Annotated in this window: 23 protein-coding genes and 2 pseudogenes; 13 read left to right on the forward strand and 12 right to left on the reverse strand. The window is 67.2% G+C overall.

Translation table 11 applies throughout. The features are described 5' to 3' along the window. Nucleotides 1-31: 31 nt before the first annotated feature. Nucleotides 32-1,531: an APC family permease gene (locus tag QM638_RS02795; protein WP_415140413.1), complete on the reverse strand. Its 1,500-nt coding sequence runs from the start codon at nucleotides 1,529-1,531 to the stop codon at nucleotides 32-34. Here QM638_RS02795 and QM638_RS02800 point away from each other — a divergent pair. Then, nucleotides 1,530-2,240 (forward strand): TetR/AcrR family transcriptional regulator, encoded by a 711-nt coding sequence (locus QM638_RS02800; protein ID WP_415140414.1) that lies wholly within the window; start codon nucleotides 1,530-1,532, stop codon nucleotides 2,238-2,240. The genes QM638_RS02795 and QM638_RS02800 overlap by 2 nt on opposite strands. A gap of 67 nt (nucleotides 2,241-2,307) precedes the next feature. Here QM638_RS02800 and QM638_RS02805 read toward each other — a convergent pair whose 3' ends face one another. Next, nucleotides 2,308-2,874, reverse strand: coding sequence for a transposase (locus QM638_RS02805; RefSeq protein WP_415140415.1), 567 nt, complete (start codon nucleotides 2,872-2,874; stop codon nucleotides 2,308-2,310). A 172-nt stretch (nucleotides 2,875-3,046) separates the two neighbouring features. On the opposite strand from QM638_RS02805, the pseudogene QM638_RS02810 reads away from it, so the two are divergent. Continuing rightward, nucleotides 3,047-3,269, forward strand: a pseudogene (locus QM638_RS02810) (integrase core domain-containing protein); the annotation flags it as partial. A 77-nt stretch (nucleotides 3,270-3,346) separates the two neighbouring features. On the opposite strand, the gene QM638_RS02815 reads toward QM638_RS02810, so the two are convergent. From QM638_RS02815 to QM638_RS02825, 3 genes are all read right to left on the reverse strand, one after another. Beyond that, the gene (locus QM638_RS02815) at nucleotides 3,347-4,411 is read right to left on the reverse strand and encodes a nitrilase-related carbon-nitrogen hydrolase (protein WP_415140416.1); all 1,065 of its coding nucleotides are present in this window, start codon (nucleotides 4,409-4,411) and stop codon (nucleotides 3,347-3,349) included. 11 nt (nucleotides 4,412-4,422) lie between these two features. Continuing rightward, nucleotides 4,423-4,824, reverse strand: coding sequence for a RidA family protein (locus QM638_RS02820; protein ID WP_415140417.1), 402 nt, complete (start codon nucleotides 4,822-4,824; stop codon nucleotides 4,423-4,425). A 224-nt stretch (nucleotides 4,825-5,048) separates the two neighbouring features. Then, nucleotides 5,049-5,987 (reverse strand): helix-turn-helix domain-containing protein, encoded by a 939-nt coding sequence (locus tag QM638_RS02825; RefSeq protein ID WP_415140418.1) that lies wholly within the window; start codon nucleotides 5,985-5,987, stop codon nucleotides 5,049-5,051. Between the two features lie 113 nt (nucleotides 5,988-6,100). On the opposite strand from QM638_RS02825, the gene QM638_RS02830 reads away from it, so the two are divergent. After that, the gene (locus QM638_RS02830; RefSeq protein ID WP_415140419.1) at nucleotides 6,101-6,769 is read left to right on the forward strand and encodes an IclR family transcriptional regulator; all 669 of its coding nucleotides are present in this window, start codon (nucleotides 6,101-6,103) and stop codon (nucleotides 6,767-6,769) included. A gap of 7 nt (nucleotides 6,770-6,776) precedes the next feature. Here QM638_RS02830 and QM638_RS02835 read toward each other — a convergent pair whose 3' ends face one another. The 3 genes from QM638_RS02835 to QM638_RS02845 form a co-directional block, all read right to left on the reverse strand. After that, nucleotides 6,777-9,098 (reverse strand): cytochrome P450/oxidoreductase, encoded by a 2,322-nt coding sequence (locus QM638_RS02835; protein WP_415140420.1) that lies wholly within the window; start codon nucleotides 9,096-9,098, stop codon nucleotides 6,777-6,779. Nucleotides 9,099-9,254: 156 nt separating this feature from the next. Next, nucleotides 9,255-10,568, reverse strand: a complete 1,314-nt coding sequence (locus QM638_RS02840) for an MFS transporter (RefSeq protein ID WP_415140421.1) — start codon at nucleotides 10,566-10,568, stop codon at nucleotides 9,255-9,257. Continuing rightward, the gene (locus tag QM638_RS02845; RefSeq protein WP_415140422.1) at nucleotides 10,561-11,580 is read right to left on the reverse strand and encodes a carbon-nitrogen hydrolase family protein; all 1,020 of its coding nucleotides are present in this window, start codon (nucleotides 11,578-11,580) and stop codon (nucleotides 10,561-10,563) included. The genes QM638_RS02840 and QM638_RS02845 overlap by 8 nt, the downstream gene beginning before the upstream one ends. Before the next feature lie 213 nt (nucleotides 11,581-11,793). Between QM638_RS02845 and QM638_RS02850 the strand changes: the two genes are divergently transcribed. Continuing rightward, a complete protein-coding gene (locus QM638_RS02850; RefSeq protein WP_415140423.1) occupies nucleotides 11,794-12,744 on the forward strand; it encodes a helix-turn-helix domain-containing protein in 951 nt (316 codons plus the stop codon). Nucleotides 12,745-12,883: 139 nt separating this feature from the next. On the opposite strand, the gene QM638_RS02855 is transcribed toward QM638_RS02850, so the two are convergent. Beyond that, entirely contained in the window at nucleotides 12,884-13,444 is a 561-nt protein-coding gene (locus QM638_RS02855) for a TetR family transcriptional regulator (RefSeq protein WP_415140424.1), read from the reverse strand. Between the two features lie 343 nt (nucleotides 13,445-13,787). On the opposite strand from QM638_RS02855, the gene QM638_RS02860 reads away from it, so the two are divergent. From QM638_RS02860 to QM638_RS02895, 8 genes are all read left to right on the forward strand, one after another. Next, the gene (locus QM638_RS02860; protein ID WP_415140425.1) at nucleotides 13,788-15,263 is read left to right on the forward strand and encodes an APC family permease; all 1,476 of its coding nucleotides are present in this window, start codon (nucleotides 13,788-13,790) and stop codon (nucleotides 15,261-15,263) included. A 17-nt stretch (nucleotides 15,264-15,280) separates the two neighbouring features. Further along, entirely contained in the window at nucleotides 15,281-16,174 is an 894-nt protein-coding gene (locus QM638_RS02865; protein WP_415140426.1) for a Rid family hydrolase, read from the forward strand. A gap of 37 nt (nucleotides 16,175-16,211) precedes the next feature. Then, a complete protein-coding gene (locus tag QM638_RS02870) occupies nucleotides 16,212-16,400 on the forward strand; it encodes a hypothetical protein (protein WP_415140427.1) in 189 nt (62 codons plus the stop codon). Between the two features lie 11 nt (nucleotides 16,401-16,411). Continuing rightward, the gene (locus QM638_RS02875) at nucleotides 16,412-17,860 is read left to right on the forward strand and encodes an amidase (protein ID WP_415140428.1); all 1,449 of its coding nucleotides are present in this window, start codon (nucleotides 16,412-16,414) and stop codon (nucleotides 17,858-17,860) included. An 82-nt stretch (nucleotides 17,861-17,942) separates the two neighbouring features. Further along, entirely contained in the window at nucleotides 17,943-18,137 is a 195-nt protein-coding gene (locus QM638_RS02880) for a hypothetical protein (protein WP_415140429.1), read from the forward strand. Beyond that, nucleotides 18,134-19,525: an amidase gene (locus tag QM638_RS02885; protein WP_415140430.1), complete on the forward strand. Its 1,392-nt coding sequence runs from the start codon at nucleotides 18,134-18,136 to the stop codon at nucleotides 19,523-19,525. Before QM638_RS02880 ends, QM638_RS02885 begins: the two co-directional genes overlap by 4 nt. Before the next feature lie 111 nt (nucleotides 19,526-19,636). After that, on the forward strand, nucleotides 19,637-20,170 hold the full coding sequence (locus tag QM638_RS02890) for an MFS transporter (RefSeq protein WP_415140431.1): 534 nt from the start codon (nucleotides 19,637-19,639) through the stop codon (nucleotides 20,168-20,170). A 21-nt stretch (nucleotides 20,171-20,191) separates the two neighbouring features. Then, nucleotides 20,192-20,920 carry a hypothetical protein gene (locus QM638_RS02895; RefSeq protein ID WP_415140432.1) on the forward strand — a complete coding sequence of 243 codons (729 nt, stop codon included), beginning with the start codon at nucleotides 20,192-20,194 and terminating at the stop codon, nucleotides 20,918-20,920. A gap of 160 nt (nucleotides 20,921-21,080) precedes the next feature. Here QM638_RS02895 and QM638_RS02900 read toward each other — a convergent pair. Further along, a pseudogene (locus tag QM638_RS02900) lies at nucleotides 21,081-21,383 on the reverse strand (LysR substrate-binding domain-containing protein); the annotation flags it as partial. A gap of 443 nt (nucleotides 21,384-21,826) precedes the next feature. Here QM638_RS02900 and QM638_RS02905 point away from each other — a divergent pair. Further along, nucleotides 21,827-22,225, forward strand: coding sequence for a VOC family protein (locus QM638_RS02905; RefSeq protein ID WP_415140433.1), 399 nt, complete (start codon nucleotides 21,827-21,829; stop codon nucleotides 22,223-22,225). 27 nt (nucleotides 22,226-22,252) lie between these two features. Here QM638_RS02905 and QM638_RS02910 read toward each other — a convergent pair whose 3' ends face one another. Together QM638_RS02910 and QM638_RS02915 are read right to left on the reverse strand one after the other, a co-directional pair. Further along, nucleotides 22,253-23,149, reverse strand: coding sequence for an arginase family protein (locus QM638_RS02910; RefSeq protein WP_415140434.1), 897 nt, complete (start codon nucleotides 23,147-23,149; stop codon nucleotides 22,253-22,255). Next, nucleotides 23,146-24,615, reverse strand: a complete 1,470-nt coding sequence (locus tag QM638_RS02915) for a purine-cytosine permease family protein (protein ID WP_415140435.1) — start codon at nucleotides 24,613-24,615, stop codon at nucleotides 23,146-23,148. Before QM638_RS02915 ends, QM638_RS02910 begins: the two co-directional genes overlap by 4 nt. Nucleotides 24,616-24,696: the final 81 nt, after the last annotated feature.

The following is a 24,696-nucleotide window of genomic DNA, read 5'->3' on the forward strand; positions in this document are numbered from 1 at the left end:
TTGGGCACGGATCTCGTGTCACGTGTGCAGGTCAGGTCAGATCAGCCGTGAAGTCAGGCCTGATCGACGTCTTGTTCGCCACCCAGACACCTGCGAGCGCGGCGACGGGCAGCAGGATGAGAAGCAATCGCGCTGCCCCCCCTTGGCCACCAAGGAGGGTTCCGTAGTTGTCGATGCTCAAAAGGACGACGGTGAGGAAACCAACGCAGGCGAGGGATGGAAAGACTCGCGTAGCAATCGCGTTCTCGCCGCACGGGGATCGCCAGAAGAAGACCACGATGGCGATCGACACTGTCGCGAGCATCAGAAGCAGTCCGACGGTGGCGAGGGCGAGAAGCCAGGTGAAGGTCACCAGGATCGGGTCGGCTCCGGCCACGGTGAAGGCAACGAAGAGCGAGCCGACGACGACCGCCAGCGTCACGGCAGCACGGCGCGGAACGCCCTGACTCCCGGAGATCACGCCGAGGTAGCGCGGCAGGACACCCGCCCGGCCCAGCGAGAAGAGCAGGCGTGCGAACATGTTGTGGAAGCTCAGCAGCGATGCGAGATAGCTCGACACGATGAGAATCTCGACGACATCCCCGAACCAGCCGCCGACTTGCCCGGACATCGCTTGGATCATGAATCCAGCAGGATCGGTCGCCGCCGCTGCTTGCACAGTATCGGTACCGACAGCGACCGAGACCGCGAAGGCCGAGACCGCATACAACGTGGCGATCACACAGATCGCTATCACGATCGCGCGCGGGACGCTCCGCCGAGGGTCTCGCGCCTCTTCGGAGAAAACGACCGTCGCTTCGAAGCCGAAGAACACGTTGACAGAGAACAAGAAGGCAACGCCGAGGCCGGGACCGAAGACAGCCGCTGGGGCGAAGGTCGGCGACAGCGCGTGGACGGCACCACCGTGCGCTCCCACTAGGACGTCGAAGAGCAGTAGACAACCGACCTCAAGGGCAAGCAGTGTGCCTGCGACACGGATGCTCAAGTCCACACCGCGGGCGACGATCAGCGTTGCCAGCGACAAAGACGCCAGTGTCCACAGCGCGCTCGGTAGATCGAGATGCAATCGCGTGAGCGCGAGGTTCTGCATGAAGACGCCGAACTGGGCCCACATCCCGATCTGGATCGCGAAGTACGCCACTATCGTGACGTAGGCCATCGCTGTGGCCACTCTCGCGCCTAGGCCTCGAGCAATGTAGGCAACGAAGCCGCCAGCGTTGGTGGTATGACGGCTCATCGCCACGTAACCGACGCTGAAGACAGCAAACAGGGCAGCCGCCAGCAGGAAGGTGGCCGGGGCAGCGGCACCGTTGCTTGCGAAGACGACCGGACCTGCGCCGGCGAGGCCTGCTAGCGGTGCGACAGCGGCGATGACGAAGAAGGCAATGTGCCCGGCGTGGAGGTGCCCACGCCTGAGTCCGTCTCGCGACTGTAGCGATGCATCTTGTGTTCTTTCGGTCGTCATTCGGCACCACTGTTCTGAGTCAGACTCAGATCGCACCGCGATCTCTTGGGCGATGACACTAGTCATGGCACCATCGGAGAGCAAGCAGTTCTTTGAGTATAATTCAGAATTTACGCTGGCTCAGCGCGCCAGCACCGCCAGCAGTAGGGTCGGGGCAACCGAAAGGATCGATGTGGCGCGGACACGTGATCAGGGTGAGCGCCGGCAGCGGATCATCGAGGCAGCTACCCGCTCAGCTCTTCGTCGGGGCTTGTTCCAGCTCCGGATCAAGGATGTCGCAGCAGATCTGGGCATCACTGACGGAGCGGTCCTGTACTACTACGAGTCTCTCGCCGAGCTGCGTCTCGCCGTTTACTCCAGGGCGACCCAGATCTGGTTCGACCACCGGAAGCTGGACGATTCGAGGTCGGCGTCATCGTCAGTGCAACTCATGGAACACGCGCGAGCCGGATTCACCACTGCAGTTCCGGAGGCGCGCCTGCTCAACGAGCCGGTCTCAGGGGTGAGCATCGTTCCAGCGTTCCGGGCCGTCGCAGAGTCGCTGTTTCATAAGGAGGTCTCGCGCTACCAGGTGCTTCTCGAGCGCGGTATCAGCTCCGGCGAGTTCGATATGCGGAGCGAGGTTGTGACAGCTGCGAGGAACCTCTACTCCCTCGAGGAGACGTACCGGATGCATATGCTCGCGAACACCTCCATCACCGCGGACGTCGGCTTTGGCCTCTTAATGTCCTATGCGGAGCTCGTCACAGGCGCCGAACTCGTCACTCCGGCCTAGTCCGAGAATGGACCCAGCCGCCCGCGCGGCAGCACCCGGCGGAGCCGGGTAGGGGTTGAGCGGTGGTTCAGGCGACGGGTTGCAGGGTGACGTTGTAGCCGAGTGCTTCGAGGCCCCGGACGTGGCTGCGGCGTTTGGCGGTGGTTGAGACTCGTTTGTCGTAGTGGTCGGGGCCGAGGTCGTGGAAGCGGGTGTCGGGGTCGGCGAGGAGGTGCCAGGTGATGGTCAGGATCGAGCGGCCGACCGCGACCATCGCCTTCTTCTTTCCGCGTCTTCGGGCGATGCGTCGGTAGCGGGCCCCGAGGAAGGTCTCGGTCCTCCCGGCCGACACGGCGGCTTCGCCGGTCGCGCGGGCGAGGTACCGGTTGCCGTGCCCGGTCGATCCGTTTCCCTTCGACTTGCCCGCGCTGGCCTTGATCCCGGGCGCGAACTTGGTCCAGGAGGCCAGGTGCCCCGGGCTGGGGAACCGGGTCATGTCGATCCCGATCTCGGCGATGACCGCGGCCGCTTTCGGGTCGATCCCGGGGATCTCCTCGAGCCGGGCGACCGCGTCACCGAAAGGGTCGAGTAGTACCTCGATCTGTGCGTCCACTGCGGTGATGTCGGTGTTGTCGCGGTCGATCCGGTCCAGCATCATCTCGAGCCTGAACCGGTGAGAGGCGGAAAGTGCCGACCTTGAGTCCGGCGAAGGCGTCCTCGAGGAGGCTGATCTTGGACCGCATCCGCGACCGAGCCATGTCCGTGAGCCGCTTGGGGTCGCGTTCCCCGTCGATCATCGCCTCCATCATCGTCCGACGTGAGACGCCGGCACGAGCGCGGACAACGCGCTCGCGGAGTCGTTTAACGCGACAATGAAACGAGAGGTCCTCCAAGACGCCGCCAACTGGGCCGACGAGCAGACGTGTCGCCGACAACTCGTCGGCTGGCTCACCCGGTACAACACCCGCCGGCGACACTCCTGGTGTCGCTACCACTCCCCATCCACCTACGAGGCCCGCTAGGTGTGATGCGCTGCCAACCGCTGCGTAATCAACCCCTGTGTCCAAGATCCGGGGGTAGGGCCCGTGCTTCCCAGAGCTGCGATCGCTCCTGAAAGCACCCCAGCCTCACGCCAGCAGTTCGCTCTTCGAGGCCAATTCGGCCTCGAAGCCGAATCTCTCGCTCTGATTCTGGGCCTTCGCAAGCCACAGGTTTGACGGGTACTCGGGCCACCGCTCGTAGATCTGCTTCCAGAGTCCCGAGCGCATCTTGGTTGCCTGCAGGGCGAACAGACCACCCCGACGGTGGCGACGCAGGGCGGCGATGTCGATCTCAGCGGCGACGAAGCCCTGGCTGGCGTGCTTGAGGTGGTCGAGGACCTCGCCGCGGTAGTTGACGACCATCGAGTTGCCTCCCGACATGCCGCTGGTCGGCGGAGCGTCCTGATCCGCGTAGTACGGCCCGAAGTTCGGGCAGACCATGTAGAGCGCGTTGTACATCGCCTGATAGCGGTTGCGGACCTCCCAGTAGCCGAAGGAGGTCAGCGGCTCCGGGTAGGCCATGGTGATCACGACCTCGGCACCCATCAGGGCCAGGGCACGATAGGTCTCGGGGAAGACGGTCTCGGCACAGATCGCGATGCCGATCCGACCGATCGGGGTGTCGACCACCGGGTAGCAGGCCTCGAGCATGTCGCCCTTCTTCGCCCGCCACTCGTCCCAGATGTCGTAGGGGGTCGTGGATCCCTCGATGGCGCTGGTCCAGTTCTTGGTGTGCCGGAGAACGACCTCACCCTCCGGGGAGAGGAGCACCCCGACATTGAAATAGCGGTCGGGCCCGAAGTCGGGATCGATCGCCTTGGCCTGGAACGCGAGGTAGACGCCGTACTGCCGGGCCTTCTCGGCCAGGCGCTCAGTCTCCGGTCCGGGAACGGTGATCGCCATCTCGTGCGCGTATCGAACGTGGTCCCACGGATCGGTCGGGTCCTGGAACTCGTCGCCACCGAAGCCTTGCAGAGCCCCTTCGGTGAGCGTGATGAGGCCGGGGCGACCAGCCATCGGGCCGAAGAACATGGTCTCGTCGATGGCGCGGCAGACGTTGTCCACGTTTCGCATGATGTCGTCGCGGGTCTTGCACGCGTAGACGGTCGACTGGATGGCCAGGGCGACGTACGGGTCGGTGAGCTCGGTCATGGCGCTCTCCCTCACTTCTCGATGTCGAGGCGCACGACGGCGCCGATCTCGACGAGCTGCTGAGGGAACGCGAGATCGGAGACGCCCATGACGTACGTCGCCGGGCGGACGGCGCCGACGTACTCGGAGTGGAGCGCGCAGATCGCCTGGAAGTGCTCGGGGAGGTGCTTGACCAGAACAGTGGTCTCCACGATCTGGGAGCGGGTCGCCCCGAAGTGGTCGAGGACCTTGTCGAGATTGGCGAGCGTGGTGCGGACCTGCGTCTCGAAATCGCCCTCCCCCACGAAATTCGCCTCCTCGTCATGGGAGAGCTGGCCGGAGATCCGGACCTCATCGCCCACGCGCACGGCCTGGTTGAAGCCGTATCCGTGCTCCCATGGCATGTCGAAGGTGTATCGCTCTGCTGTGGCCATTGCCACCCACTCCTCTCTGTCTTCGACCCACGGCGGCGGTCCGAACCGGTTGCGAGAATCGCGCCGGTCCATCGATTGAAGACGCGGCGACCGGCACGCGGAAGAGCAGCTGCACACGGAGAGAACCCACGGAGCGCGAAGTTAACCTGCGGTGCGCGCTGGGCGAAGTCCGAGCGCGCTGTGCACAATCGAACGCCGGCGCGGAGCGGTCTTCGCCGGCGAGGTCAGCCGGCCCGCCGCACCTGGCGGGGCGAGAGCCCGTACTGCTGCCGGAAGGCCCGGCTGAACGTCGACGGGCGAGTGAATCCCCACTTGGCGGCGATGGCAGCCGTGCTGAGCGCAGCAAGGTCCGGGTTCTCGAGGTCGGCGCGGGCTCGACGCAGCCGCTCGGCTCGCATGAAGGCCGCCAGCCCGGCGTCGTGCTGGAACAGGTTCGCGAGATGGCGCCGGGAGGCACCAGTGTGCGACGCGATCCGGGCAGGCGTGAGCGCGGGATCGCCGAGGCGGGACAGCACGTAGTTCTCGACATCCCGACGAGCGACGGCACGGGCGGCCTGGCAGACGGAGCCACGGCCGAGGACGGCGTTCATCGCCACGCTGCGCATCAGCTCGACGGTAGCTCCGGCCAGTCCGGCGCCGTCACCAGGTGCGGCCGCCACCGGCCCGCTGCGCAGTACGTCAGTGATCATCGTGCACAGGACCCGCATCGCCATACTGTCCATCCCGACGGGCTGCCACACGAACGATGCGTCGTCGCCGTAGGACGTCAGCGCCTCCCGCGGGACCATCGCGACGATCTGGTGCTGGGGCCCGTGGGAGTGACCGGCATGCGGCGTCAGCGGATCGCAGAACACGGCGTGACCCGGCCTCAGGTCGACGTAGGTGTCGCCACCTCGAAGCCGCGCCTCGCCGGCCAACTGGAGGATGAGCATCAGGCCGTCATCCGGCGCGTTCGAGATCTGGTGAGCAGTGCTCTCGAACGCCCAGGCGCTGGAGCGCACTTCTGAGAACCGGACTCCCTGCGTCAAGGTCGCGAAGCGGGCGCATACGGCGAACTCGCGGGCCGCAGACGTGACCTCGAGGTTGTAGAAGTGCGTGTTGACGAACGTCTCCCACGCACCACCACCATGCATCGTGATCACCGACACTTCGACTCCTGGCATCGAGCGGAGGGTGCGAACGAACTCCCACAGTACGACCCGCACATGCGGACATTCCGAGCCGGGCGCGGCCCGTAGGATGCGGCGCAGTGCGCGGCCTGAGGAGGAGGATCGGCGTGAGTACGCTCCAAACGCTCGATCGCGGCATCCGGGCTCTGGTGATCGTCTCTGGTCGACCCGGTGGGATGTCGGTCGCAGACCTCGCCGGAGAACTCGGCGTCGCCCGGTCGATCTGCTACCGCATCGTCAGCACCTTCATCAGCCACGGACTCCTGACTCGAAGCGCCGACGGGCGGGTCTTCCTCGGCGCGGCCGTTCCGGCTCTCGCGGCGTCGTACTGGCCCAGCTTCCTGTCGTTGGTCACCCCGACCCTGCACGAGCTCGCCGACCGGACCGGCGCCACCGCGTTCCTCTCCGTGGCCGAGGGCGAGGACGCGGTCGCGGTGCTCTCCATCGACCCGGCGGCCGCCCCGATGATCCGCATCGGCTACCGCGTCGGGAGCCGCCACCCGCTCACCCAGGGTGCCGCGGGAATCGCCATCCTGGCCGGCCGGCCGGCAGCGCCCGATGAGCCGGAGGACGTCGCCGTCGCCCGAGCCCGCCGCTACAGCATCACCCGCGGACAGCTCCAGCCAGGCGCCGTGGGAGTGGCGGCCCCCATCCCGCGCACCGGCACCGGACCCAACGCACCCGAGGCAGCGCTCGGCGTCGTCGCTCTGGACGGCTTCGACGCCGAAGCTGCGGCGGTCGTGGTGCTGCAGGCGGCACATTCGCTCGGTGAGTGATTCCGGCTCAGAGTCCGAGCGACATACGTGCGCCCACGGCGCGCGAGCAGCAGGTCATCATCCGGTCCTGTGCTGCGCGCTCTTGAGGTGAGAGCACCCGGTCACGATGGTCGATCCCACCGGCGATCACCGGGACCTCACAGGCCCCGCAGATCCCTTCCTCGCAGTCGCTCTCGACGTCGAACCCAGCCGAACGGAGAGCCTGCAGCACCGTGCGGTCCGACGGTACGACGACCGTTGCCTGCGACTCGACGAGCTCGATCTCGAACTCGTGCTCGTGTGCCGGATCGAGCTGGTTGCCGAGTGCGGAGAAGTGCTCGACCTCGACGTGTCCGGGCGGCCAGGTCTCACCAGCATCCTCGATCGCCTCGATCAGTCGGTCGGGGCCGCACGCGAGGAACGCGCGCCCATCGATCGGACCGGCCATCAGACCGGCGACGTCCAGGCGCTGGCCTTCGTCGCCGACGTAGAGCCACACCCGCCCGGCGTGCTCGGCGTCCAGGCGATCTCGGAAGGCCATGCTGGCCCGGCTCCGGCCGGCATAGTGGATCTCGTAGTCCTGGCCCGCGGCTTTCAGCTCGTCGGCCATCGCGATGATCGGCGTGATCCCGATGCCGCCGGCCACCAGCACGTAGCGGGAGAAGCCGCGCTGCAGCCGGAAGTGGTTACGTGGCCCCTTGATCATCACCTCGTCGCCCACCTGGAGCTCGGTGTGGATGAATCGCGAGCCTCCTCGGCCGGCTTCCTCCAGCCGTACGGCGATCTGATATCGATCTCCGCCGCGCGGTCCGCAGAGTGAGTACTGACGCGAGACGTCGCCGCACATCACGTCGAGGTGGGACCCCGCCGACCAGCCCGGGAGGCGGCCGCCCCGAGATGGCGCGTCGGCGGGTGCCAGCGTCACCTCCATGACGTCGGAGGCGACGAGCCTGCGGGACTCGACCACGACGGTACGTCGCGTCTGCGGCTTCGAGCCGACCTGGATCTCGCGGCGACGACCGCTCGCGACCGGGCCCATGCGTTCGGGGTTCAGCGCCGGATCCCACTCGACCCAGAGATGCTCCGGGCCCCGGAAGGACGTGTTGGGCAGGAACGTGAACTCTTGAGTGGCGTCGATCCGCATGTGCGGCAGCCGGGTGGTGAGCTCGTGCAGGATGACCTGCAATTCGAGCCGGGCAAGGTGCTTGCCGAGGCAGCGATGGGCACCGTAGCCGAAGGTCAGGTGATCGTCGGCGTTGTCCCGGAAGATGTCGAGCGCGTCCGGGTCTTCGAAGTGACGCTCGTCGTGGTTGGCCGAGGAGTTCACGATCAACAGCTTGGCGCCGGCCGGGATCGCCACGCCTGCGATCTCGGTGTCGGTGAGCGCCAGACGGCGCCACGCCGCGACCGAGCCGGTGTGGCGCAGACACTCGTCGACGGCCCCGGGGATCAGGCTGGGGTCGGCACAGATCGCGTCCCAGGCGTCGCGGTTCTCCAGCAGCAGCCGCACCGCGTTGGATGCCGCGTGTGCGGTGGTCTCGTGCGCGGCAACGAGGCCGGCCATCATCATCGAGTGCAGATAGGAGTCGGTGACGACATCGGGAAGTTCCTGCTGGAGCCTGATGCTGTACGGCATCCACCCGTGACCCGATGGGTCCAGCCGCAGCTTCTCGATCACGCCGCCGGCGTACTCCCAGAATTTGCCGACCGACTCGGCCACCTCGACCTGCTGCTCGGGGTTGGGCCTCCCCCACGTGTTGAGCGTATGGGAGACCGAATACTCCCTCAGCTTCGCCATGTCCTCCTCCGGGACCCCGAGGAAGTGCAGCGCGACGGTCAGCGGGAGCTCGTAGAGCATGGAGTCGACGAGGTCGGTGCGTCCGGAATCGATGAAGCCATCGACGAAGGAGCGGGCAAGATCGCGCACGAGCTCTTCATGCCGCGTCACCTCAGCCGGCTGGAATGGACCCTGCAGCGCTCGTCGCCGAGGCAAGTGCGCCGGCTCGTCCTCGTTCACCAACGTGCGGTTCATGGCGTAGTCGTACGACTCGAGGACGGCCAGCGCCTCCGGCGTGACCGGGGTGATCTTCTCCAAGGCAATCGAGGGCGAGAACGTCTCGTTGTCTCGGAAGACCTCCTTGACGTCCTCGTACCGAGAGATCACCCAGTAGCCCAGATCCGCGTCGAAGAAGACCGGGGCGCTCTCGCGGGCCCACGTCAGTGAGCCCGGCGGGTCAGCCAGATAGACCGGTCCGAACGGGTCGAACGACTCCGCACCGGAGACCGGGCATCCGCCCGGACGACGCGCGGTCCCTCCTGCCGGGCATCCAGCGCCCGTTGCTGCCTTCACCGTCTCCACTCGCGGGCCTCCGTCGTGTCTCTATTATCGAACGTTCCGTTCGATATATATAACTCGACGGTACGGCCCCCGGACGGAGTCGTCAAACAGGACGCCAGCGCGGCGGCCCGGGCGCAGGAGGATCGCAGCCCCGGGCCGCCAGCCGCCTCATCTCGGTGTGGAGCTGACGACAGCCGCGGTTGAGGTGGTGGCGCTGTGAGGACGGTCGAACAGTCGGGGTGCGGTCTCGCGCAGGAAGAGGCCGGCCACTGCCGCCAGGACCATGCAGGCGACCCCGATGACCGGGATGGCGTCGATGCCGAAGTGCTGCGCGGCCACCCCGCTGATCACGGTGCCGCTCGCCGCGCCGAAGATCTCGCCGCCGCCGATGACCAGCCCACTGGCGGCGCCCAGCAGTCCGGCGGGAGCCGCCTCGGTCGTGACCGGGCCGGCGATGAGACTCATCAACGCGAAGACGCACATCGACGCAAGGAAGAGCACCGCGAACAGCAGTCCCGGCGTCGGACCGATCTGGGTGAAGACCGCGATCATCGCCGCCCCAGTGAGCGAGGTCCCGACGAGCATCGCCCGCCGGCCGATCACGTCGGACAGGCCGGAGAGCAGGATCTGGCCGGCGAACCCGCCGAATCCGACAGCCGCGGTGACGTTGCCCGCCGTGTGCAGACTCAGCCCCAGATAGTCGGTCAGGTAGCTGGGCATCATGCCGCCGAGGACGAACATCGACCCGAGACCGAGGCAGGTGGCCAGAAGCGCGACGACGATGTTGCGCTCACGCAGAAGGAGGCCGACCGACGCGACGGTGACGCGGTGGTCAGCCGGCCGCTCCCCCGCCGGGAGCGGGTAGTTCGGCCGGTCCTTCATCACCCGGGCGATCAGCAGCGCAAGGATGATCCCGGGGACAGCCGAGACGACGAAGACCCACCGCCACCCCGGCACGACATCCAGCAGCCGGGTCGCGAGAATCGGACCGAGTCCGAGTCCGAACAACGGGAAGCAGCTGATCAGCAGGCCCATGGTGAGACCTCGACGGCTCGGCTTCGAGCCCTCCATCGCCGATGCGTACATCGTCGGGAGGAACGACCCCTCCGACACACCGAGCGCCATCCGCATGAGGAGCAAGCCGACGAGCGACCCGACCATGCCGGAGAAAGCGCTGAAGAGCGAGAACGCGATCATCGCCGGAATGACGATCCGGCGCCGGCCCAGGGTGTCGGACAGCGTGCCCGCCGCGATGGCACAGACGCCGAAGACCACGCCCATGGCTGCGGTGATATTGCCGAGGTCCTGGTAGTTGAGGCCCAGATCGGGACCGATGACCGGGAAGAGAGAGGTGAGAAGCCAGCGGTCGAAGCCCATCATCCCGATGCTGAGCGCGAGGATCGCGATGATCTTCCACTCGTAGTCAGGACCATGAGCGGGCCGGACGTCGGTCATGGGCGCGGGCGCGGAAACGTCAGTCATCGTTCTCTACTTTCAGTGCGGCGGGGTCGGCGTCGATCTGTGTGCTTGCGGGTGAGGTGATGGTCGTGGCGTCGAGGACGACGCTGCGTGGCGTCGCGTCGACGAGGAGGCGGAGAACGTCGGGGCGTGCGTAGTGGCCGACGGGGTCGACGATGTTCTTCGCGAGCCCGATGTCGCTGAGGTCGATGTCGGCCACGACCAGCCCGTCGGCGTACGGGTCGAGTGGCTTGGTGAGGAGTCCGCCGTCGGGGCCGTAGACACGCGCGAGGCCCCCACCACCGGTGTAGAGCGGGAAGGGGCTGCCATTGGAGGCCGCGAACCGCTGGGCGCCCGCGTCCGTCATGATCTGCGTGGCCACCAGCACGAAGGTGCTGCCCTCGAGGGCGTACTGGCGTGAGGCCATCAGGGTCGTCTCGGCACCCAGCGTGTTGTGCTCGCCCATGATCCCGATGCACGGCCAGCCGGCGATGTGGATCTCCTCATGCTGCGCGAACAGGGCGAACTTCGTCAGCGGCTGTAGGTGCTCGAAGCAGTTCAGCGCCCCCAGTCGCCCCAGCGGCGTCTCGATCACGCGCAGCGAGGTTCCATCCCCCTCGCCGAACAACGATCGCTCGGCATGGGTGGGCTTCAGCTTCCGGCGGTGCATGAGGATGTCGCCGTCCTCACCGATCACCAGCTGGGACATGTAGAGGGACCCATGGTCGCGCTCGCTGATGCCGAGAGCGACGATGATGCCCTGCTCGCGGGCCGCGGCGCGGATCCGCCCGATCTGGGGGCCATCGACCGTCGGCGAATTCGCGATGTACGTCCGGACCAGCTCGGTCTGCTCGTAGACCGGCATCCCGAACAGGAATACCGGGAAACCCGGCAGCCACGTCTCCGGGAACGCGACCAGCTCGGCGCCATCAGCCGCCGCGTCGGCGATGATCGCGATCGTCTTGTCGGTGGTGGCCTCCAGATCGAGCCAGACCGGCTCGGCCTGGACGGCCGCCACACGGATGCACGTACTCACGTCTGCTCCTCGCTTCTCCGTGACCCACGCCACGGTTTCGCCCAACCTAGGAACGCCTCGACGGCGCGGTCTCGGCGCTTTCTGAAGGAGCTATGACGATTTCTGCAGCATCGGCGCTAGCGTTGATGCACCGCCGATCCCGCCTCATGTCGCCGCCATTTCGGGCACATTTCACCTCGATCACCCGGCTCACACCGAAGGGAGAACCGCGCTATGTCGATCGCCTCGGTGACGAGCCTCAGCGAGTGGCGGTCCGTTGCCAGCAGCGCCTTCGTCCCCCTCGACTGTTTCGCGCACGATGAGGGCTTCAGGGCGACCATGAGGTTCATGCCGCTCCTCGCAGGTTTGTCGGTTGCAGAAGTTCAAACAGGACCAGTCACGGTTCAAAGGTCCGCGCGCCGTGTCAGTCAGGGTGGGGACGGCAGTCTGCTCCTGATCATCCAGCTCGATGCCGGGGCCGCGCTCGAGCAGGGCGGCCGCGGATGCGTCCTGCACGCTGGGGAGGCCGCCATTCTCGACACCGGGCGGCCCTACCGGATCGCGTCAGACTCACCGCTCCACCGCCAGCTCGTGGTGCGCGCGGAGACGGCGGAGGTGGCGGTGCCGCGCAGGGCGTGGGAGGACGTGTGCGCTCAGATGATTCCGGCAGGCTCTCCGCTACTGGCGATGCTGCGAGGCATCGAGACCAGCCTGGCGGTCTCCGATCAACTGTCGACCACCGGACGACTCTCCCTCGGTCGGGTCACCGGCGACCTGATGTCGGCCGTCGCCCACGAGGTAGTCGCCGGCACCGATCCCGGCATGCGGCGATCGGCCGACGATCTGGTCGTCCGCTGTGCCGAGTACATCGCCCGGCATGCCTCTGACCCTGACCTGTCGGTGGACACCCTCGCCCTGGCCCACCACGTCTCGCAGCGAACCCTGTACACCGCGTTCGCGACCATCGACCGGACTCCGGCCGCGTTCATCCGCCGCGAGCGACTCCGCCTGGCCAGCGAACTCCTCGCCACCTCCCACGTCAGCGGTGCGACGGTCACCTCGATCGCCCTGAGGTGCGGCTTCGGCGACCCGACGACCTTCACTCGGGCATTCCGGCGCGAGTACGGGATCGCACCCTCACTCTGGCGCGGTAGTGATGGCGTGGACTCGATCGGGCATGGGTAGGGTCTCTGAGCAGTCTCGTCGTGAATGGGGCGGAGCAGCTCGGCAGGTGGTGCGGTCCGCCGGGGTCTTGAGCCCTCGACCATCCCGGGTCGGCTTGGAACGGCGCCAGAAGCGGAGACAGCTTCCGCGTGTGAGGGTCTCAGTCCACTTCGGTTCCACCGCTGCGGTCGGCAAGCACGCGGCTGAATCCCTCGGACCATATGGATAGAGCCTCATCGAGCAGGTCGAGCAGTGAAAGCTCTGGAGAGCGCTCCCACTGCTCGGCCGCGGCACGGCAGACCGCGACCGCACTGAGGCCGACCGCACGCGGCAGGAACGAATCTGCGGGGCTTCCAAGGCGGCTCCCTGCGAACTCCGACACCGCATTCACCCACAGCTCTTCGAAGTGCCAACGCGTGCGCGCTTGCGATGCGGCGTGCACGATCCGGAATCGCGTCCGCATGTTGACGCCGTTCGCGGCGTTGGCGTGATTGCTCTCGAGGATGGCCACCCGCACGGCGTCGGCGATCGAGCGCGAGGCAGGTTGCTTCGTCAGTGCCGTCCGCAGCGTCTCGATTTCCCGCTCGACCTCCGTCCACAGGACGGTGGTCTTCGACCCGAAGTAGCGGAAGAAGGTGCGGACGCTGACTCCGGCGCGCTCACAGATCTGTTCGACGGTCGTCTCATCGAAGCCTGAGCGGTCGAACATCTCCAGCGCCACCGATTCAATCGCCGCACGCGAACTCACCCGCGGACGACCCACCCCACGCGCGGCTTCCCTCGTGGGGCGTGTGTCGTCTTCACCACGCCCGCCGGCGGGCTCCGTCGTGGAACGCACAGTCACAAGCGGTCCTCCCGTTCGGCCGTCCGCAGCGGTGTCGCGCGGCCTCCGACCCTAACCCATGAGGTGGTCGCGGCCGACCCACGTAAACATTGAGTTACTGCCTCGTTTAATTATGGCATGGCTGCCAAAACACTGCTTTGCTTACGCCGGTGCCGACGAGCGGCACTGGGCTGGCAGCGTCGCCGGGCCTCGTACAGACGAGAGTCAGGCTGGTGACCCTATGAGCACATCGCACACCCCCGGCGAACTCCCCGCCGCTTCCGCCGATCACGACGAGCCGGCCCTGGCCGCTGGGACTTTGTCGCTAGCGCAGGCCCTGATGTTCGGCACCGCGGCGCTCGGCGTTCCCGCCACTCTCGGCACCTTCGGTGCCTACCTGCTCGGCGGCGGCAATTCCGCTTGGTTCGCGATCGTGCTGGCCACGATCGTCGCGGGGACGGTTGCTGCGGCCGTCGTTACGTTCGCCCGCAAGCACGTCGTGTCGGGATCATTGATGTCCTACCTGCGCCTGGAGTTCGGGGAGCGGGCGGGCATGTTCGGGCACTCGGCACTCTTCGTCGGCTACTCCGGCGGGATCACGGTCTATCTGTGCAACGCGCTGTACTTCGGCTTCGGCGGCCTTGAGGAGGCGGGCATGCCGCACGTCTCCCTCGAGCTGCAGTTGGTCGCCGCGGCCGTCATCTTCATCGCGTGCTGCGCGCTGCAACGCTTGGGCGTGTCAGTGTCAGTCAACAGCGCGATCGCGCTTGGAGCTCTCTGCGCCCCGTTCATCCTCATCATCTTCGTCGCCGCGATCGCGACGTCGGGGCTTCACCTCAGCTCACAGTTCCGCCTGCAGGGCTTCGATCTCGGCAGCTTCGTGCCGACGGTGACGATCGCCTTCGCCGTCTTCGTGGGCTTCGAGGGGATGACCGCCCTCGCCAAGGAGACCCGCAATCCCCGCCGCACGGTGCCCACCGTCGTCGGCTCCATGGTGGCGCTGCTCGGCCTCGCCTCGCTGGTATCGGCCGTGCTGACCGTGCCGATCCTGTCCGGCCACTTCGACGAGCTTGTCGCGGGTCGCTCGCCCTTGCGCATCCTCGCCGACATTGGCGGTGTCGGCTGGGCCGGCGCGCCGGCCGACCTTCTCGTCGCCGTTGCCTCCATCGGCTCGATGCTGGCCTACCTCAACGACTCCTCGCGGGTCGTGGCCACCGCCAGCCAGGACGGCTATCTGCCCGCCGTGATCGGCGCCATCGATCCTCGGCATCACACGCCTGCCCGCGCCGCTCAGGTCATGGCCGGCCTGTCGTTCGTGATGATCGCGGCGTTCGTCCTCTTCAGCGACCAGGGCCTGTATGGGGCCACGATCAACTTCGTGCAGTTCATTGTCTACTCCTGGGTGCTGGTGTACATCGCGATCACCCTCGCGGCCTGCATCGCGGCGGTGCGCGGCGGCGCTTGGACGGCGGTGGCGCTCTACGCGGTAGCGATTGCGTTTCTCGTCGCGCTTCTCATCTACTCCCTCGCCAATAACGTCGGCCTCGGTGCCGTCTTCGCCTGGCTTTCCCTCGGTCTGGTGGGCCTGTTGTTCGTTGTGAGCGAGCTGACCCACCGCCGCCGGGCCGCAACATCGGGGGCGACCCACCCCGGCCTGGCACGCCGCTCCCCCAACACGTCTGACCACGACACCGCGGCCGAGCCGCGTTCAGCCTGATCACCCGAGAGGACCACGTGAACATCACCTTCGTCGTACCTGAAGACCACGCCGAGATCTGCGCTAGGTGGCACATGTCCGCGGCCGTGCGCACCGGCAACCGCGTCGACGTCTCAGGCCAGGGCGGATGGGCCGGCGACTCGGCTCGCTACCCCGAGAGCCTGGCTGAGGAGATCGCCAACGCCTTCGAGAACCTCGGGCGGGTGCTCGCTCTCGCGGGCGCCACCTGGTCCGATGTCGTCAAGGTGACCTCGTATCACCGGCCTGTCGGCGGGTCTGGCATCGGAGCCGAGCACCTCGATGCGATGAACGAGCAGATGGCCCGCCACATGCCCGACCGCCAGCCGATCTGGACGTGTGTCGGGGTTCCCGTGCTCGGCGAGCCCGAAATGCGCGTCGAGATCCGGGTCACCGCCGTCATCGCCAGCGAACCTGCCTTCCACGAGCCCAGCAAAAGGAGCATTCACATGACCACCACTCCGTCGACGACCTTCACCGCGTCGGAGGAATATAAGGAAGCCTGCAACGCGAACCACATGTCGCAAGCGTTTCGCGTCGGCAACTGGGTCGAGACGTCCGGACACGGCGGCGAGGCACGGGTGCAGGGCGGCGACCCGAACGACTGGACCTACCCGAGCGCCGTCGAGGACCAGATCGCCAACGCCTTCGGCACGCTCACGACGGTGTTGGCCGACGCAGGAGCATCGTGGGACGACGTCACCGAGATCATCTCCTACCACGTACCGACCGCCGCGGACATGATCGGCCGCGACCACCTCGGGGCAATGGTCGAGCAGATGCAGAAGCACATGCCCGGCCGTCATCCCGCGTGGACCTGCGTGGGGGTGGCGGCCCTGGGCGAACCCCAGATGAAGGTTGAGATCCGAATCCTGGCGCACGTCGATGGCTGACCTACACGCGGGACCCACGGACGATCGGCCGGACGCGGTGACCGACTACGTCGACTTCGCGCTCACCCAAGCGGGGTTCGCCGCAACGGCCTCAGAACTTGAGCAGTTCACTGTCGACTACCTCCTCAGCCGTCGCACGATGACTCAGCTCTCGCAGGGCACGTTCGCTGATCGGCGCCTTGACCCCTACCTCGAGGACAGCGTGGAGACGGTGACTCCATCGTGAGCGTCGAATACATGCGCACGATCGAGCAGTCGGGGCGCGATCTGCGCGAAGGCCGCACGACCTCGGTGGAACTTGTGAACGAGTCCATCGCTCGGGCTGACCGCCTGGACCCCATTGTCGGCGCCTTCACGCAACGCTTCGACGACGAGGCGCGCGCCGCAGCACACGCCCTCGACGCCGAGCTCGCTCGCGGCGTCGACCGCGGCCCGCTCCATGGCGTTCCTATCGGGGTCAAAGACATCATCGCAACGCGGGAGGCGGGTTCGACAGCTCAGAGCCGGGTGCCGGTTCCCGAGTGGGATGCGGGCCGGGACGCCCTGGTCGTGCACCGACTACGCGCTGTCGGTGCCGTGGTGCTCGGCAAGATGAGCACCATGGAGTTCGCCGGCGGAGTGCTGGCGCCGGACAACCCGTTCCCGACGCCCCGGAACCCGTGGGACCATTCTCGGTGGCCGGGCGGCTCGAGCTCAGGCTCGGGTTCGGGAGTGGCCGCGGGCATGGTGCTGGGTGCCCTCGGCACCGACACCGGTGGCAGCGTACGCTCCCCCGCCGCCATGTGCGGCGTGACTGGGTTCAAACCCAGCGCGGAAGCGGTCCCGCGCGACGGCGTGATGCCGACCGCGTGGTCCTATGACACGGTAGGGCCAGTCGCGCGTAGCGCGTGGGACTGCGCGGCGCTGTTCGAGGCGATGGCGGACCGTCGGGTGCTCGACGCACTCGGCGACAGCCACCCATCCCAGGTCCAGATCGCCGGCCTGCGCGTCGGTGTCGAGCGGACGCTCGTGGCGAGTTTTCCGAGCGCAGACCTGCTGCTCGCTTGCTCCCTCGATGCTGCAGTGGCCGAGCTCGCAGCGCTCGGGGCCGACGTACGCGAGATCGAGGTCCCTCACCTGCGCGACCTGGCCCAGGTCACGATGCTGCAGAGCGCCGCTCAGGCCTACGCGTGGCATCGCGACTCGCTGCGGGAGCACTGGGGTCTCTACGGACTCTCCCTCAAGCGCAACCTCATCACGGGACTCATGCTCAGCGCGGGCGACATGGTCCAATTGGACAGGGCTCGTGCGGTGGCCCGTCGCGACGTGGCCGCGTTGTTCGCAGATCTCGACGTGATGGTGATGCCGACCGCACCCTGGGGCGCGCCGGAGTTGTCCCAGGTGGGACACCTCGACGAACTCGCCGACGCGGTCGCGTTCACCGCGGTCTGGAACGCTGTCGGCTACCCGGCGATCAGCGTTCCGATCGGGCTCGGCGGAGGAGGTCTTCCACTGGGCATGCAGGTGATCGCACCACCGTCGCACGACGCACGAGTGCTTGCGGTCGCCCATGCCTACCAGCGCCGGACCGATTGGCACCTAGCCGTGCCTCGGGGGTCGGTGTCAGCACGAGGCATGGCCGCTCCCGCAGCACTGGCCGGAACCGGACCTTGGCACGAAGGATGCTCGGGAGAGGGGTCGGGATGATCTTCGCTCTGCTCGTCTTGACCGATCACCACAGCCTTCTGTCAGGACGTCCCGTCGCCCGATCCACCGAGCGGGGGACGTAGTGCCATCTCACCCTCGAGACGTCCACTTCATCGAGATAGTCCTGGCCGACGCAGGCATCCAAGCCACGCGTCAGGAGATCGACGAATACGCCCAGGATCGCCGCGCGCTTCTGCTGATGCTGGAGCGGATGTACCAGTCTCCGTTCGACGACCCGTACGCCGGTCCGTTCCTCACTCCGAGTCTCGACTCGTGAGCACTCCGTCGTGGAGCCTGCGGTCGCTGAGTGCGGCACTGCAGGCCGGTGAGATCCTCTCGACAGACATCGTTGCTGAGTGCGTGGCCCGGATCGAACAGCTCGACCCGCAACTCGGGGCCTTCGTCACCGTGTTCGCCGACCGTGCGATGGACGCGGCCCGGCACCGCGACCGCGAACGGGCCGACGGGATTGTTCACGGACCCCTCCACGGCATACCCCTCGGGATCAAGGATCTGATCGCGACCGACGAGGGCGTGACCACTGCGCAGAGCCAAGCCCTCGAACCCGAGTGGGGCGACATCGGCGACGGCGAGGCCGTCGGCCGACTCCGAGCGGCGGGGGCGATCGTGCTCGGCAAACTCTCCACCTTGGAATTCGCCGGGGGCGCCCTCGCCGCGGACAACCCGTTTCCTCGACCGCGCAACCCATGGGACCTCGACCGATGGGCGGGAGGATCGAGCTCGGGCTCAGGGGTGGCCGTCGCCGCGCAACTCGTGCCTGCTGCGCTGGGCACCGACACCGGTGGAAGTATCCGCTGCCCCGCTGCCCTGACGGGTGTAACGGGCCTGAAGCCCACCTACGGCCTGATATCGATGACCGGCATCTGCCCTGCCGGATGGTCTTTCGACACGGTCGGCCCGATGGCACGTTCGGTGTGGGACTGCGCTGCCCTCTTCGAGGTGATGGCGGGCATCCCCGTGCTCGAGGGGCTTCGCGATGACATCGATGGCCTTCGGATCGGCGTGGATCGCTCGCTGATCTCTGGTTGTGAGGACGCTGATGCGATGCTCGAGGCCCGCTTCGAGGCGGCTCTGGATGTGCTGCGGGGCCGCGGGGCGCGGCTGGTCGATATCACCGTGCCGTTCCTTCAGGAGCTTGGCGACGTCACCCAACTGGAATGCCTCGCCGAGGCTTACGCGTGGCATAGAACTCGGTTGCGTGACCGGTGGGACGACTACGGCCCGTCGATCCGGAGAAGCTTGCTCACCGGACTGCTGCTCAGCTCGGGCGACAAGGTTCAGCTCGACCGCGTGCGCACCGTCGCTGGGCGTTCCGTGCGGGCCGCATTCGCGGATCTCGACGCGGTGGTGATGGTCTCGGCTCACGCGGGGGCACCGCTCGAGTCAGAGGTGGGCCGCAACGGCGGCCGCTTCACCTCGTTCTGGGCGCCCTGGAACGCGGTCGGCTATCCGGCGCTGTCGGTGCCGATGGGCGTCGGCGCCAGCGGGATGCCGCTCGGTCTGCAGATCATCGCCCGACCATCCCGCGACGCCATGACACTCCGCGTCGGGCATGCGTTCCAATCCGACACCCCCTGGCACCTCGAGACTCCCCCTGCGCTCTCGGCCCGCGGGCGAGCGTCAGGCGGCGGTGACGCTGCATGACCGCGGCTGACACGACAAACGGTCGCGCTCGCGCTGCGGGGCGCATGCGGCCCGCGGGCTGCGGGCTGCGGGCGGGGAGCGTCGCACCTGCCCCCGGCGGCCCTCCTCTTCGTGCTCGCCACCGCCACCGCCTGTTACACACTGTCGCAATCGATCAACCTACCGGTGATGGACGTGCTTCCCTCGCGGTTCGACACGACGCCTGCCGTCGTGACGTGGGTCGTGACTGCGAACCTCCTCACCGCAACGGTGGCCACGCCGATGGTCGGCAGGCTGGGCGATGCGTGGGGGCACCGGCGCCTGCTGTGCCTTTCACTGGCAGCGCTCGCTCTCGGTTCGCTGATCGCAGCTTTCGCCCCAAATATCGGCGTACTGATGGCAGCCCGAGTCGTTCAAGGCAGCGGTGGTGGTGTCGTGCCGCTCGCCTTCGCGATCGTTCGAGACGCCTTGCCGGAGGATCGCGCGTCCGCTGGAGTCGGATTGGTGTCCGCGAGTCTCGCGGTCGGGATGGCGCTCGGGATGGTTCTCGCCGGACCGGCCCTTGCTTCGATGGGCTACGTCGCGCTTTTCGTCCTGCCCTCCGTCGCGGCAGCGTCGGCCGCCGTTGCCGTGCTGAAGGTGGTCCCCAACCCAAGCGTCACCTAGCGCGCTCGTGACGGAGGCGTGGTGGACATCGGCTCGGCACTCCTCTTGTCGACCTGGCTGGTCGCGGCGCTGCTGGCCGTCAGTCGGGGCGCAGAATGGGGCTGGCTCTCGTCGAGAGTGCTCACGCTCGCGCTGCTCGCTGTTGGGTGCGGCGTGTGGTGGTGGCGGCACGGGTCTGTGTCCAGGAGCCCCCTGATCGACACAGCGCTGCTGCGCATGCCTGCGGTCGCCGCAGCCAACGTCGTCGCGTTGTTGATCGGCGCGGCCATGTACGCCCTGCTAGCGGTTCTGCCCCCGTACGTTCAGACGGCCGCCGCATCGGGCTACGGGCTCGGCGCTTCGGTAACCCGGTGTGGCCTGCTGCTACTCCCCATGGCGGTGACCACGTTCGGAGCTGGGCTGGTCATGGCGCCGCTGGCGTCCCGGTTCGGCGATCGAGCCGCAGTAGCGTTCGGCGGCCTGGTGAGTGCCCTCGGTCTGCTGGTTCTCTCGCTGTGGATCGGATCGGTCGAAGCCATCGTTGTCGCCAGTTTTCTCACCGGCTTCGGCTCCGGGCTGGCCTACGCGGCACTCGCCTCGATGGTGGTCCAGGCCGTCCCAGCCGCCCAGACGGCGGTGGTCGCCGCCGTGAACGCCAATCCAGAGTGCTCGGCGGAGCCATCGGCACGGCTGTGGCTGCGAGCGTCGTTTCCGCGGGGTCGGCGCTTGCGCCGTGGCCGACCGAGTCGGCATATCGGCTCACGTTCCTGATCCTCACCGGTGTAGCCACTCTCGGCGCGGCCGCACCACTCACCTCGCTCGGTGCTCCCAACCGCATCAACGGACGGACGAGCTAGCCGACTGTCGGTGCCATCTCACCGGTGTCGCTCAAGCGGCGACGGCTCACTTGCAGGAGACATCATCCGGTCGGCTATCGATCCCGAGAGCGGGCAGCCTCCTCGCTCGCCCAGTCTCGCTCGATCAAGTCCCGAAACCGCTCGGCAGGGGGTGAGCGCAAGGTGTCACGGGATGCCAGGCCGATCGTCCGATGCACTCGCTTGCTGCGGATGGCAATTCCGACGGTCCCGGAGGAACCTGCGAACGGCTCGGGCAGCAACGCCACTCCGAGGCCGGGAGCGACGAGACCCTCAAGCGTAGACAGGTCTTGGCTATCGAACGACATCGACAGGTGGAGGTCTGCTTCGCGGAGCAGGTCGTCGATCAGCACGCGGTAGCTGAATGCCGGCGGTCAGGTCGCCCCAGCCGGCGAGGAGGCAACCGGCGAGCACGCCGCGGGCGTGGGCTGCTGATCACCCTCGAGTCCGAGCTTCCGCTCATCATCGTCGGGACCGCACTACTCACCCTCGGCTACTTCTCGGTGCATGTCATCGCGAGCGATTAGGTCCCCGCACGAGCCCACCACGGCGGAGTGCCGACTGCGCATGCCGCGTCGCTCTGCCTGTTCTTCTTCTCCCTGGCTCGTCGTTCTTCGGCAGTGCCGCCGGCACTGTCTGGAGCGCCCACGCATGGACAGGGGTTGTCGCCCTCACGGCCGCTCTTCTTGCCGTGGTGACGGCGCTGGTCGTGGGGCTGCGCGGCATACCCTCGCTTCTGGATGGCGTGGCATCGCCCACGCCCTGACGTCGGCACGAGCGACATCAGCGAAAGGATACGAACGTGACGATCGCACGCCTGGACCACCTCGTACTCACGGTGGCCGACGTCGACATGACAGTCGGCTTCTACGTCACAGTCCTCGGCATGGAGGAGGTGACCTTCGGTGAGGGACGCAGAGCTCTGGCCTTCGGCCAGCAGAAGATCAATCTCCACCAGCAGGGACACGAGTTCGAGCCGAAAGCCGCCCGCCCCGTCCCGGGAAGCGCGGACCTCTGCTTCGTCAGTAACGAACCGCTCGACACCGTCCTCTCGGCACTGGACACGAATGGCGTCCCGTTGGTCGAGGGGCCGGTGACACGGACCGGCGCCCTCGGACCCATCGAGAGCGTCTACTTCCGCGACCCGGACGGAAACCTCATCGAGGTGTCGGTCTACCCCTCCCGGGAAAGCCTCCCCTGAGCTCCGCGTCGACGTCGGGAGCCGTCCTCATATCAGTGGGAATCCGTCGACGAGCGCCTGCATGCGCATCACCTGCCGGGGGATGTACTCCGCGATGGTGACGCCGACGACGTCCGCGGCGGCCGCGATGTCGGCGATCACCCTCCGCACCTGCGTGGTGGTGAGTCCGTCGGGCTCGATACCCAACCCGAGGATCACCTCGTTGCTGTCAACCGCGTCGACGTCGACGTGGATCGCCACTCGCGAGCAGCCTGTGCCGGTGAGCCACTCCAGAAGCTCGTCGCTGCGGGTGCGCAGAGCGTCGGGGGAGAAACTCGCGATGCCCCACTCTGTAGCATTGCCGATGTCGTCGTCGGTCCACGAATGCAGACCCGCGAGAGCGACCCGTGCGCCGTCGATGGTCTCGGGCAATTCGGCGACGATCTCGGGGTCTCCGTGTCCGGTCAGGACGGCGACGGCCATCGCGTGATAACCCGGGTATTCGCTGTGCGGGGTGCCGACATCCGGGTGGGAATCGATCCACACGACAGCGAGGTCCTCGCCGTACAGGTTCGCGAGCACGGAAAACGGTGCAACGCTGACCGAGCACTCGCCGCCCAGCGTGAGGATTCGATCGATTCGCGGGCCCACTCCCGCGATCGTGACCAGTGCCTGACGCAGTCCGGTGAGCACGGCTTGCCGAGCCTCCACACCATCTTCCAGAGCGATGCCTTCGTCGCTCATGGAGACAGGCACCCGCGCGACAGGGCCGTGATGTGGGGGCAGGACGCTCTCGAGGACGGTGGTGCCGACGGCATAGCCGCGCCGTGCCTGGTCGCGTGGAAGCTCGCCGAAGAAGGTGTCGAACGAGCTGCTGCCGCCGCCTTGCCATTGAGGCCAGACCAGTCGCAGGGTGGATCCAGTGGTGGGGTTGAGATCGTTCATACGAGGTTCCTGTCAGTGGTGGTGACGCCTCGGGTGGCGTCAGCGGCGTGCAGTAAGGACGTGCTGAGGGGCGCGGCAAGGACCAACGCTCGCTCCGCAGCGAGGTCGACGCCGCGCATCAGGAGGATGTAGCTGATGCTGGATACCGCCAGGCCGATGGCAAAGGCGATGTCCGCGCCGCCGAGGCCGGAGGCGATCGGCCCGGTGTAGAGCGCGTTGCTGACGAAAGGCACCATGCAGACCACGCCCAAGGCGTAACTGGTCAGTCCGCGTATCCCCCAGCGACCGTAGATGCCGCCGTCGGTGCGCAAGATGTCGGTGACCGAGTAGGCGCCCCGTCGTACGAGGTAGTAGTCCGTGAGGTTCACCGCCGTCCAGGGGATCAGCAGGTAGCCGAGGAGCGCCAGGAAGGTCGAGAAGGACGTGAGAACGTCAGCGGGGAGCGCGAGCCCAGCGACGATCACCACGACGGTCGCGGTGCCGATGGTCCAGGCCCGCAGCAGAGGCGTGGAGGCGAAGGGCCTGAACGCCTCAGCACCGCTGAGAAGTGACACCGTGCCGCTGTAGAGCGAGACGGCAGCGGTCACCAGGCAGACCACGACCGCGACGAGCATGGTGACCGATCCCAGGTGGAAGCCCCATGCGTCGCCCATGGTTCTGATGGCCGCCACTACGTCGAGGTCGGGGTAGGTCAACGAGACGGCGGCTCCCATGAACTCGATCCAGAGCGCGGAGGCGACCGTGCCGAGGAAGACAGCTGTCGACACCGCCGCGCCGGGCGTGCGGGTGGGCAGGTAGCGGGTGTAGTCCGACACGATCGGCGCGATCGCGATCTGATAGCCGGCCGCCGCGCCGAACTGGGCGAGCACACCCGTCCATCCCCACCCCCAGTCGCCAAGCAACTGGGTGATCGGCAGCGTTGCGAAACCGGCGACAGTCAGTGCTAAGAGATTCGCCACCATGACGTAGGCGATGAATCCCTCCGACCTGAGGATCCACCGGTAGCCCACGATGGCAAGGAGACCGGCCAGGAGGCCGATGACCACCTCGAAGGGGTCGACGTCGCCGGGGAGGACGCCGGACGCCGCGTCGGCGCCGGTCTGCAGGTAGAAGATGGCGAACCCGATCGGGACGATCGCAGCGACCAGGATCGGCACGATCGCGCCGCGCGAGCCGAACTGGACCCTGCTCTGGATCATCTGAGGCAGCCCCATATGCGGCCCTTGGGCACCGTGGAACGCCTGGAAGAGCGTGCCGAACAGCGTCCCGGCCACGATCGTCAGCAAGGTGACGGGCAGGCCGAGGCCGAAGAGAGGCCCGACCGCTCCGGTGTAAGCGGTGATCAGGGTGGCGTTCACCATGAACCAGAACTTCGACTGGGCCGTGACCGACCCGGTTCGCTCCTCCTCGGGCACGAAGTCGAAGGAACGAGCTTCGACGGCGCCGTGCGTGGGGTTAGTGGACATCGGGACCTCTCTGCTGACGAGCGGCGGGCCGGTAAGGGCCGGCAGGACGGCGCCGACTCAACCGCGTCGAGCCCGATGTCG

The sequence above is a fragment of the Nocardioides sp. genome (genome assembly GCF_047606145.1).
In the GTDB taxonomy this organism is placed as follows: Bacteria; Actinomycetota; Actinomycetes; order Propionibacteriales; family Nocardioidaceae; genus Nocardioides.

Bases quoted from the DNA above. Each gene is read 5' to 3' on its own strand.
- QM638_RS02800 (WP_415140414.1), top strand. From the start codon at position 1,530: ATGGCACCATCGGAGAGCAAGCAGTTCTTTGAGTATAATTCAGAATTT.
- QM638_RS02795 (WP_415140413.1), bottom strand. From the start codon at position 1,531: ATGACTAGTGTCATCGCCCAAGAGATCGCGGTGCGATCTGAGTCTGAC.
- QM638_RS02805 (WP_415140415.1), bottom strand. From the start codon at position 2,874: ATGCTGGACCGGATCGACCGCGACAACACCGACATCACCGCAGTGGAC.
- QM638_RS02815 (WP_415140416.1), bottom strand. From the start codon at position 4,411: ATGACCGAGCTCACCGACCCGTACGTCGCCCTGGCCATCCAGTCGACC.
- QM638_RS02820 (WP_415140417.1), bottom strand. From the start codon at position 4,824: ATGGCCACAGCAGAGCGATACACCTTCGACATGCCATGGGAGCACGGA.
- QM638_RS02825 (WP_415140418.1), bottom strand. From the start codon at position 5,987: ATGCCAGGAGTCGAAGTGTCGGTGATCACGATGCATGGTGGTGGTGCG.
- QM638_RS02840 (WP_415140421.1), bottom strand. From the start codon at position 10,568: ATGACTGACGTTTCCGCGCCCGCGCCCATGACCGACGTCCGGCCCGCT.
- QM638_RS02850 (WP_415140423.1), top strand. From the start codon at position 11,794: ATGTCGATCGCCTCGGTGACGAGCCTCAGCGAGTGGCGGTCCGTTGCC.
- QM638_RS02860 (WP_415140425.1), top strand. From the start codon at position 13,788: ATGAGCACATCGCACACCCCCGGCGAACTCCCCGCCGCTTCCGCCGAT.
- QM638_RS02875 (WP_415140428.1), top strand. From the start codon at position 16,412: ATGCGCACGATCGAGCAGTCGGGGCGCGATCTGCGCGAAGGCCGCACG.
- QM638_RS02910 (WP_415140434.1), bottom strand. From the start codon at position 23,149: ATGAACGATCTCAACCCCACCACTGGATCCACCCTGCGACTGGTCTGG.
- QM638_RS02915 (WP_415140435.1), bottom strand. From the start codon at position 24,615: ATGTCCACTAACCCCACGCACGGCGCCGTCGAAGCTCGTTCCTTCGAC.